At 41.8% G+C, this 9,837-nt stretch carries 10 protein-coding genes and 1 pseudogene; 7 read left to right on the plus strand and 4 right to left on the minus strand.

All coding sequences use genetic code 11. The annotated features are described in order from the left end of the window. Nucleotides 1-200 precede the first annotated feature (200 nt). Together HXY43_RS06615 and HXY43_RS06620 are read left to right on the plus strand one after the other, a co-directional pair. Nucleotides 201-581 (plus strand): hypothetical protein, encoded by a 381-nt coding sequence (locus HXY43_RS06615; protein WP_290881441.1) that lies wholly within the window; start codon nt 201-203, stop codon nt 579-581. Nucleotides 582-669: 88 nt separating this feature from the next. Further along, nucleotides 670-1,008, plus strand: coding sequence for a hypothetical protein (locus HXY43_RS06620; protein WP_290881444.1), 339 nt, complete (start codon nt 670-672; stop codon nt 1,006-1,008). Nucleotides 1,009-1,114: 106 nt separating this feature from the next. On the opposite strand, the gene HXY43_RS06625 is transcribed toward HXY43_RS06620, so the two are convergent. Next, nucleotides 1,115-1,255, minus strand: a complete 141-nt coding sequence (locus HXY43_RS06625; RefSeq protein ID WP_290881445.1) for a hypothetical protein — start codon at nt 1,253-1,255, stop codon at nt 1,115-1,117. Between the two features lie 35 nt (nt 1,256-1,290). Here HXY43_RS06625 and HXY43_RS06630 point away from each other — a divergent pair, with 35 nt between their 5' ends. The 3 genes from HXY43_RS06630 (at nt 1,291) to HXY43_RS06640 (ending at nt 3,028) form a co-directional block, all read left to right on the plus strand. Further along, entirely contained in the window at nt 1,291-1,461 is a 171-nt protein-coding gene (locus tag HXY43_RS06630; protein ID WP_155960557.1) for a hypothetical protein, read from the plus strand. 103 nt (nt 1,462-1,564) lie between these two features. Next, nucleotides 1,565-1,951, plus strand: coding sequence for a hypothetical protein (locus HXY43_RS06635; RefSeq protein WP_026735622.1), 387 nt, complete (start codon nt 1,565-1,567; stop codon nt 1,949-1,951). A 537-nt stretch (nt 1,952-2,488) separates the two neighbouring features. Next, entirely contained in the window at nt 2,489-3,028 is a 540-nt protein-coding gene (locus HXY43_RS06640; RefSeq protein ID WP_290881448.1) for a hypothetical protein, read from the plus strand. Between the two features lie 170 nt (nt 3,029-3,198). On the opposite strand, the gene HXY43_RS06645 is transcribed toward HXY43_RS06640, so the two are convergent. From HXY43_RS06645 to HXY43_RS06655, 3 genes and pseudogenes are all read right to left on the minus strand, one after another. Next, complete coding sequence (locus HXY43_RS06645) at nt 3,199-3,648, minus strand: PIN domain-containing protein (RefSeq protein ID WP_026735620.1); 450 nt, start codon at nt 3,646-3,648, stop codon at nt 3,199-3,201. 514 nt (nt 3,649-4,162) lie between these two features. Then, nucleotides 4,163-4,537, minus strand: a pseudogene (locus tag HXY43_RS06650) (3D domain-containing protein); the annotation flags it as partial. A gap of 71 nt (nt 4,538-4,608) precedes the next feature. Beyond that, nucleotides 4,609-5,931, minus strand: a complete 1,323-nt coding sequence (locus tag HXY43_RS06655; RefSeq protein ID WP_290881449.1) for a proton extrusion protein PcxA — start codon at nt 5,929-5,931, stop codon at nt 4,609-4,611. Between the two features lie 86 nt (nt 5,932-6,017). On the opposite strand from HXY43_RS06655, the gene HXY43_RS06660 reads away from it, so the two are divergent. Continuing rightward, nucleotides 6,018-8,252, plus strand: a complete 2,235-nt coding sequence (locus HXY43_RS06660; protein ID WP_290881451.1) for a recombinase family protein — start codon at nt 6,018-6,020, stop codon at nt 8,250-8,252. 145 nt (nt 8,253-8,397) lie between these two features. Next, a complete protein-coding gene (locus tag HXY43_RS06665) occupies nt 8,398-9,450 on the plus strand; it encodes a GNAT family N-acetyltransferase (protein ID WP_290881452.1) in 1,053 nt (350 codons plus the stop codon). Nucleotides 9,451-9,837 lie beyond the last annotated feature (387 nt).

A 9,837-nucleotide genomic window follows, 5' to 3' on the forward strand; every position in this document is an offset into this window, starting at 1 on the left:
ACGTTCTGCTCAGTTTACAGGACAAAGTGGTGCAGCGGTAGACGGTTCTGTTAACGTTCAAAACAGCAACACCGAGAGCGATCAGCGCCAAGTTGCACTTCGTAAAGCTGGCTGCTAATCCATCAAGGCATAAGGCGTTGCGCATTAGAAGTAACGCCAGTTCTCTTTCCTGAAAACATAAGCAGGGAGGTCTAGGAATTATGTTGAAAAAATCCTTAGCTTTCGGTTTATTAGCTGCTGGTTTGTTGATTGCTCCTACGACGGCTTTTGCTGCCGAACAATCTCAATCTCAAGAAAATGTCCAGATCACCGATCAAAATGGTGCTGCTGTCAATCGGAGTGTAAATTCTCAGAGTGGGGATAGCGTCAACATCCAACAGCAAATTCTCAAACAGAATCGCTATGGTGGTCGTAGTTACGTCTGTGCCAAACCCTCGACTGACCAAGCACAACGTTCTACTCAGGTTACAGGACAAAATGGAGCAGCGGTAGACAGTTCTGTTAATGCTCAAGCTAGCAGCACCAGCAGTGCTCAAAACCAAGTCGCGCTGGGAAACACAGGCTGTTTTTATCGCTTTTAAATCATAAAAAATAAGGCGTTGCTGAATTTTAGCAATGCCACCATTCCTCCCATGACACACAATTTATTTATAAGGTGGTTTGTATATTATGGTAAAGAAAACTTACGTTTTTGCTCTCTTAGCCACTGCGCTCATAGTAGCGCCCACAGCAGCCTTCGCTGATGACCAAGGCACTCGGCAGGAGATCAATCAAGATGCTGCTGCCGTAGGTCGTGGTAGTCAAGTTAACCAAAGAGCTAACCAGAGAAGTATCCAGACTCAAACTGGACAGAATTCTTTATACGGCAATTGTAGACCAGGCTCCCAATCACAACGCTCAGACCAGCTGATCAACCAAAGTGGTGTTGCTGTTGATGGTGGTCGTGTTGACCAAAATGCCAATCAGGAAAGCTTACAGCGTCAAATTTTAAGTCGGATGTGCTACTGATTCCCTAGGCACAAGTCTTTGGTCAATGTACATACTCTGTCTGCTAGCAGTGCCGTGGTGTGTTGAGAGTGAGGAGTTGAGTACAAAGGTTTTACCGGTTTCCTTGCTAGCCAAGAAGAAAAAATCGGTAGTGTTCTATATAGGAAAATTCAGCTATGCCTGCCAGACAAACGATTCCATTACTAGTGCTATCTGCGTTAATTTCATTACCTGCTGGAATAGCCTCCGCAGATGTATACGTTGACACTGGTGACTCTAAGATCAGAGTTGGTCAGGAAAGTGGTGTTTCTGTTAAAACCACTCCCGCAAGAAGAAGTATCTTTCCCCTTCGCCTGCCCAATTCAAGAGTATGGATTCCAAATCGTCGTACCCCGCTTCCGACTTGGAAATATCCGCAAAGCAAGAAATACCCGACAACCAGATCAAACTCTAATTGCATTAGCAGAAGTGTAACCCGTCAAAGTACTCACAGTAATAACTCGGGTACTGCGGTTAATCGCACTTACAGCTCTCAAACAAGTACAACATGTCAATAGATTCAGAGGATATTACTACTATGCGATTCAAATTACTTTCCCTGGGCTTGTTCTCTGTCACCGCTGTATCTCCCTTCTTTATGCCTTCCTTAACTCCTTCTGCACTGGCAGGGTGTACCGCAGTTGATGTTAGCGCCCAAGTGTCGGTTGATCGCTCAAGGGAGGGAAATCAATCGAACCAAACCAATCAGAACTTTGGGGAAAATTGCGAAAATAGTGTTGGTGGTACTGTTACCAGTGTAGGAACCCAAACTTGTGTTTCTGGCGGTCGCTGTGAACAACGCCGCAATAGCAACCAATTTGTGGATGGAGATCCTAACAGTAATGTTCCTGTGAGGACTCGAAATATTGGTATTAAAGTAAACCCACAGATTCATGTACCACTTCCTAGCAATTATCCTAGGTAAAACATTCCCACACCCCACATCTGAAAACTTTCTATATTCCGAAGTTCCTTTCTAGGTGGGTACTTCGGTTTCGCTGCTTTAGCAAAAAGCCATTTGAGTTGTCAGATTGTTCGTTATGACCGTTAGCTGTCAAAATCATTCGTAATTGATAGTTCGTAATTCGTAATGTCACCCCACGCATGAATGCGCTTTATTGAAACTAACGGTTTATTTTTCCACCTCATTAAATTGAGTTGCTTGGTTCATTCATTACGAATTATGAAGCGTATAATGTTCGGTCAGTCGTTTATTAGTAAGCATTCACTACTGACCATTAACTAATGACAAACCAAACCAACATCTCACAAATCAAATGGAATTGCTATATGTAGATTATAGACATCCTTAGAAAGAACCTCGCGGCTATAGCACTAATTGAGATGTTTACTACATTTGCCTATCTCTTTTTTCCCAATCATTCCGCAAATGTATGTAATTTGAAAACAATTTGATTAGTATATCGCAAGCCTGGTGCTATCTAAATCTCTTTCTGTCATCATGAAGATTGTAACACTTCTCACTGGCTGCGTCGCTTTTATAGTGATAGCGATCGCTTTCATTTACAATCTCGGAAGCGTCAGCCAAAGCACTTTGATTAACTCCGACAGCAATAGCAATACTGTTGTAAATTCTGATAGCGATAGTGATATGAAATACTCCAAAACATTTGCGAGCCAGCAATCTAGTACCACTAGTTCTTCTTTTTCTTCTTCTTCTGGATACCAAAAAAGCTCACTCAATCTGAGTGCAGCTAATCTTCGTCAACCTCACATTTTAAGGATTAACACTTCAGGCAGTCAATTGAGTGGTGAAATTACTGTCAATGGTAAAGTTGTGAAACGACTAAACGATAACCAAGTGGAAATTAATCTATCACCATTACTATCAGTTGGAGAACACATCGTTGAAATTTCAGGTCGTTACGCCCCTGCATCATCTGGAGTCAGCATAGAATTAAGCGGTCCTGGTGTTAGTTCATCTCAACAAACTAGTGGCAATGGTGTTGTCAACTATACTCTCAACCTGAGCATCAACTAGCGCTATACGGTAAACTAATATAGCAAGTCTAGTAACGCTGGGCGGAAGTCAAAAGCATGCTCTCAAGTTCAGCGTAGACATTCTTTGGGTAGCTGCGCAGGGTAGGGTCAAAAAGCTTTACTTCTAGCTTTTGAGCTTATGTCAGATATTATCCCTAAGTCTATTAGGAATTAACTGTATCTGGCTGTTTGTAGCTGACTTTCTAGATTTACACGTACCCATAATTCTGCTACTGACCACACCCTATATTTACCAGGAGCTTCAGCAAAATCATCGAGGTTATGAGTAACAATCGCATCTAAATCTTCATAACTGGCGCAGATTAGCTCTACAGCAGATTCAAAATCCTTAAGGGGTAAAGAGCGTGCTTGCTGGAGAATGGTCTGATCGACAGGGCAGATCTTTATTTTTTCTTGTAACCAATCGACTACTACTTCAGCAATTTTGTTATTCCGTAGACGACTGGCGTAGGCATATATCTTTTGCCATCCGATATCTGTTATGTGCATCTGAATCAAAGGATGTGTTCTGTCCAATAATTTGCTGACTTCTTCTCCAAAATCATTGCGATTCATCAACGCCTCTAGTATTATGTCAGCATCAAATATAATCTTGATCACTTTCAATCCCCCTGATTGACCGATCAATGTAGAGTAGGGTGAGGTTGTCTTAGCGGATATCACTTACTGAAGAACATGCTTAATATACAATCTAAAGTACAGTATTTCTGAGTTTCTGTAAAACATTTGGAGTACGGCTTGATATCTGAGAAATACAACTGGGCTTTTACATGGCAACCTTGTAAAGATTCACAGCCTATTTCCTAGATGAATGACTGCACTCCCTATGACGATAAATAATTTTTGTAGTTCCTAGCCGCAATATTTTTTTTACAGTCTCAATTTAGCAAAGTTAAGTATTTTATCACTTTATTTGCCTTCGATTCATAAAATTCTAAAAAATAGGAATGGCTGGAAATTTTGATCGCAAAAAATTGGGTAATATATCATGAACTGACCAAAATAAATTTAAAAAATCCCAGAGAACGGTTATGATGTTTGTATTACAATTTATAAATTATGTCTCTTCACAAAAGCGCAGTTAGGTTTATTTGTTAGACAAAGGTGTAGATAGCTATAAGAAATTGGGACACAAATAATTGCAAACCAACGAATATTTATTAGGTTTGAGCAGCAAATAATATAGTTGTCCTTTGCTAACCGTAACGCCAGCGCGATCGCCTGCTTCTTGACCAGTACCTAAAAAATAATCTACCCTTCCCGCACCTTTAATTGCGCCTCCGGTATCTTGATCGAGAACATAACGACTAACAATACGATGTTCCATTGTACCGCTAGCATCTACGAAAGGAACATGAGCGCGAATCAAAGCTAAAGCACCAGGAGGTATCAGGGATTTATCTGTCGCAATCGAACGTTCTGCTACAAGTGGCACACTGAGAGAACCTGTAGCTGGTGCGCCGTGATTTTCTTGGAAAAACATAAAAGCATTGTGTTTCCTGAAGAAAGTATTTTTTAGTAGTTAGTTATTGACCACTAACCACTAACCACTAACTTCTTTCACTCATTCATATTGCGGTATGTAGCGACAGCAGAAGGCGAGATGCGATTCAAATAGCGGAAAATCCAGTATTTGAAGATTGTATCTAAAATGACTGGAAAAGTAGCAATAAATAAGAAAATAAAGTTGTGATTTGCTGGCAATCCCCAATGGCGTGATATACCTTCTAAAATGACTTCCCAGCCATGAGGAGAGTGAAATCCTACAAAGATATCAGTAAACAAAATAATAATAAATGCTTTGGCACTATCACTCAGACCATAGACAATGTAGTCAAAGAATTCTTTGAGTACGGCGATTTCTTTTTTGCTCATCAGTAAAAGCCATATAAAGGCGATGACTGATAATATATCAGCAGTAAAATTCTTGATAGCATTGGCACTTTCCCTGCGATATTCTTCAGCAATCTCTTCTGCCCTTACTCTCATCTGTTCTTCTATATTTTGTTCTGAAGTTATGACATTATTAAGAAGATCGTAAAATTTAATTTTTTCTTCAAATCTTTGCAATTCTAACATCGCTTCTTCTTCCATTTCTTCGTTGAGGAATATTGCCGCTTGATCTGGATTCCGAAAATGATCAATAATCGGCCCAACGACAAAGGCTTTTGATAGCTGGTGAGTTAGAATTGGTACAATAATTAGTAACAATAAAAACCGGACTGAAATGATGGTTCTTTGTTGAGACTTGCGGAAATTTTGAACAACCTCTTGTTCTGATTTAGGATCTAATTCGGCTTGTAAACGATGAATGGTATTAAAAATTGAACGAGGTAATACTCCTGTTGTATTAGTTTTACCTCGTGGCTGATTCTGTAATTTATTATCTAAGTTAGTCGTTCTTAAATTTTGCTGTTTTGGTCGGACTACAAGCGATTCAACTGGTACATCGGGAGTTTGGTCAATAGAATTTATAGGAGCTATTTCTTCGTCAGATATGGTATATTTTTCTACGACTTCATCAATAAACCTGAGTTTTTCTAAGATCGCAGCAGAACTGAGATGTTCTATACCTAGTTTCTTCTCTGCTTTTTGATTAGAGTCGTTTAAGAAAAATAGGCTGGCTTTAAATTCTGTCAGCCTCATTCTGATAATTCTTAATTCTTTTTTTAGTTCTGACTCAAAATAATCCATCACGTTTTTGCTATGTATTATTGAGTCATAGTCTATTTTGTTACCATTAAAATGCTCGTTTTCTATTTGCCGAATTTTTAGAGCAGCATTATAAGCTTTATCCAAAGAACGCTCTGGAGTCCGCAAGTATCTACCGTATGCTGCTAACAGAAAAGAGTAAATTTTTTGACCTAAACCCGAGTTATTCATCGTAGGCGATTATCCACCCTGTTTTGGTGTCTTTTAACCTTAACTTAACGTACGAGGTATCTTAACAAATTATCAAGGAGACGGTTGTGCTTTCTCATTCTGTTTGGATTGTTGGTCCTAGTCGCAGTGGCAAAACTGCTCTTTTAGTAGAACAGTTCGTTCGCTGGATGCAAAATGAAAATAACAACTATGAATCATTTTATACTAAAAATTTCAGACCAAAAAATAGCGATCGCATATCAAAACGCTTATATCTTGATCAAACAGAAGCAGCAGTTTTAGTTTTGGCTGCCAATGACGATAATCGGCGACAATTGGCAGATAAAATTATGACTGTAACTCTAGGAAAATATCCAGTACGCTGTAAAACTCCTTTAGGTTTTTTTCAGGAAGAAGTAATTTTATTTTGGCCTTTATTGATTCAATCTTTAAAGTTAAAGGCGCAATTTCCAGTGAGATTACGCCCAGAAACAGAGCAGGAATTAGCAACCAAACTCTGGCGTCCCCAGTTGGATGAGGAGACTTTGCGCCGTGCTGGCACGAATGAGTACCGCTTCGTGCGCCGCATCCTTGACTTATTGCAATTAGCTGCTTACAGTGGTACACCGACAGAAGATATTGGCAAGATATTAACAACAGCATTAGCACAGCAGGAGAATGTTATTAGTTTAGAACCAGAATTCTTGGCATCTTTATTATTAGATTGGCGTAATTGGTGTTTAGAGCGGGGCTTACTTTCCTACGGAATTATCACAGAACTTTACAGCCAGTACTTATTGCCCGATCCCCATTACCAACAACAGCTAGCAAAACGCTACCAAGGAGTGCTGGCCGATGACGTGCAAGATTACCCTGCCATAGCACATCGCCTATTTGAGTTGCTGCTGGATGGGGGTACAGTGGGAGCCTTTAGCTATAACCCAGATGGTATAGTGCGCTTGGGTTTGGGAGCAGATCCCAACCATATGCAAGAGTTAGCAGAACGTTGTCAGGTGAAAACCTTAACTGCCTCTCCTTTCAACAGTCTTGCGGATATATTGGCGACGCCGATGGTGGAATTACTTACCGAACCGATGACACTATTAAGCTTACCTGAAGTGGTGCAGTCGATTCAAACTACATCCCGCGCTCAACTATTGCGGCAAACAGCAGAAGTAATTGCTAAGGCAGTCAAACAAGGACAAGTGGAACCGGATCAAGTGGCAGTGATTGCACCTGGTTTAGATGCGATCGCCCGCTATACTCTCACCGAAATTCTCACCAAGCAAGGCATTCCAGTAGAATCACTCAACGATCAACGCCCCCTCATTGCTTCACCTGTTATCCGTGCTTTACTCACCGTATTGGCACTAGTTTATCCAGGTTTGGGACGGTTAGTAGATCGGGATGCGGTGGCCCAGATGTTAGTAGTGCTTAGTCGCGGAGATAGAGGAGTGGGAGAGTGGGAGAGTGGGAGAGTGGAAGAGGGGGAGAGTGGAAGACAAAAGAATTTTTCTTTCCCCCCATCCTCTCACATAGATCCGGTACGCGCTGGTTTAATTGCAGATTACTGTTTTCAACCCCACCCTGAACGCCCGAATTTGTTACCTGTGACAGCCTTCGATCGCTGGGATCGACTTGGTTACGCAGCTACTACAGCCTATAGTGAAATATTGCAGTGGTTGGAGGAGCAGCGATCGCAACAGGAGTTGCGTCTTATTCCCAGTCCCATTTCTTTGTTAGACAGAACTATTCAACGCTTTTTGTGGGATGGCAGTAATCTTCCCTACGATCAATTGGCGGCACTACGGGAATTACTAGAAACCGCCCAACATTACTGGGAAATTGATGCAAGACTGCGACAGATCCCACACCTCGATCGGGGGGAGGATCTACCGCAAAACACCATTGCCGAATTCATTCAACTGTTGCAGCGTGGCACTATTACTGCTAACCCCTATCCCGTGCATCCCATCGGACTAACAACAAAGTCTATATCTTTAGCTACCATATTCCAATACCGCTCTAGTCGGCGCTCTCATCGCTGGCATTTTTGGTTAGATGTTGGTTCACCATTGTGGGCAAAAGGCGGTGCAGCAACGTTATTCGGAGCGCCATTCTTTCTGCGAGAAAGATTAGGGGAACCTTGGACGCCAGAAGATGAGCAATTGGCCGAAGAACAACGCCTGCGACGGATTTTAGCAGATTTACTTGCCCGTGTGTCTGAGAGAGTTTATTTATGTCACAGCGATTTAGCTGTGAACGGCCAAGAGCAATTAGGCCCTTTGTTGCCGTTGGTAAATGCTTGTGTGTCTGTAGTTTCTGAGTCAGCTGTAGGTTAGATTTGTTTTGATGTACAGTCGCAAATTAACGTCATAATTACGTTTCCAACAATACGATGCGCTTTTAACCTTAAAATTCCTGAAGCTAAGCTGACTAATAACCGAAGCAACCTGTTGTGTTCAATAATAATACAATACGCAGAATATGAAAGTTACTGTTATTCCTGGCAAATCTCTGACATCAGAATATTCGTTGCTTTGGTCAAGCTTCCAACAGGCTAACTCTCAACTAAGCAGTCCATATTTTTGTCCGGAGTTCACATCTGCTGTTGCCGCAGTCCGAAAAGATGTCTGGGTTGGCATAATTGAAGAAGCTGGTAAGGTTGCCGGATTTTTCCCCTTCCAGCGCGGTAAGATGCAAATGGGTTATCCGATCGGTGGGCACCTCTGCGACTACCAAGGTCTAGTACTCAAGCCGGGAATTGATCATTTAGACGCAGCAGAGCTAATCCGTGCCTGTGGGCTAAAGGGCTGGAAATTCGACCATCTGATCGCTTCACAATTACCTTTTCATCCATTCCACAGAATCAAAACTGAGTCCTCTGTTATCGACTTATCACAGGGGTACAACACATACCTAATCAAACAAAAAGCACAATCCAACTGGATTCAAAAAGTTAGCAGAAACATACCCAAGATCGAGCGGGAAGTAGGGCCGCTGCGTTTTGAAGCCCATGTCCCTGACACCTCCTTGTTAAGACTTCTGATGCGTTGGAAGTCCAACCACTACCGTCGAACAGGCGCTAGTGACGACTTCAAGGTTGAGTGGATTGTGAGAGTTGTTGAACAGATACACGCGACAAAAAGGGAAAATTTTGCTGGAATGCTCTCTGTTCTTTATATGGGCGATGAGGTCGCAGCTCTACATTTAGGTATGCGCTCTCAGTCTGTATGGCACTACTGGTTCCCTTCGTATAATCAACAGTTCCATAAATACTCGCCAGGTCTGATCCTCTTGTTGAAGATGGTTGAAAGTGCTCAATTGCTCGGTCTTCAAACTATTGACCTAGGCCAAGGGGATGAGAGTTACAAGCTGCGAGTGAGGAATGGTACTATCCCTCTTGCTGAAGGGTGTGTAGAGATTTCATCGCTTATTTGTGCAACTGTCTTGACCACACAAAAGCTTCGCCGTTCAACCAAAAAGCTGAGTAGAATAGTCTCTAAAGCTCGCTCTGCATTCGCTAGAGTAGCGAAATAATCCAAAAGCAATCGCGATCGCCTTAGGGAAATCAATTCTGGAATATCCTTGTCGTTTTAAAGGATGAACAGATCCGCCATATAGCCAAGGACTAATAATAAACTCTGCAAATTCGTACAAAGTTTTTCCTATCTGTTGCAGTACTCCAATTTTTTTGTATTTTCTCTCATTGGGATTATTCTCAAAGATGACCAAGAGTTTGGAGGCTCCGCCGGTCGTGACACTAAAGGCAGAGCCTTTGGAATTGCGTTCCTAGTCTGGCTATGAATTAGGGATTACCAAGAAATAAATTATCCCTTCTTGTGGAGTGGGCGTCTCGCCCGCCCTTGGTTATGGGCGGACAGGATGTCCACCCCACAAGAAAAATTGTATGTTTTTTTATTTGGA

Origin of the sequence: Fischerella sp. (genome assembly GCF_013388695.1) — a bacterium.
Lineage (GTDB): Bacteria > Cyanobacteriota > Cyanobacteriia > Cyanobacteriales > Nostocaceae > PCC9605.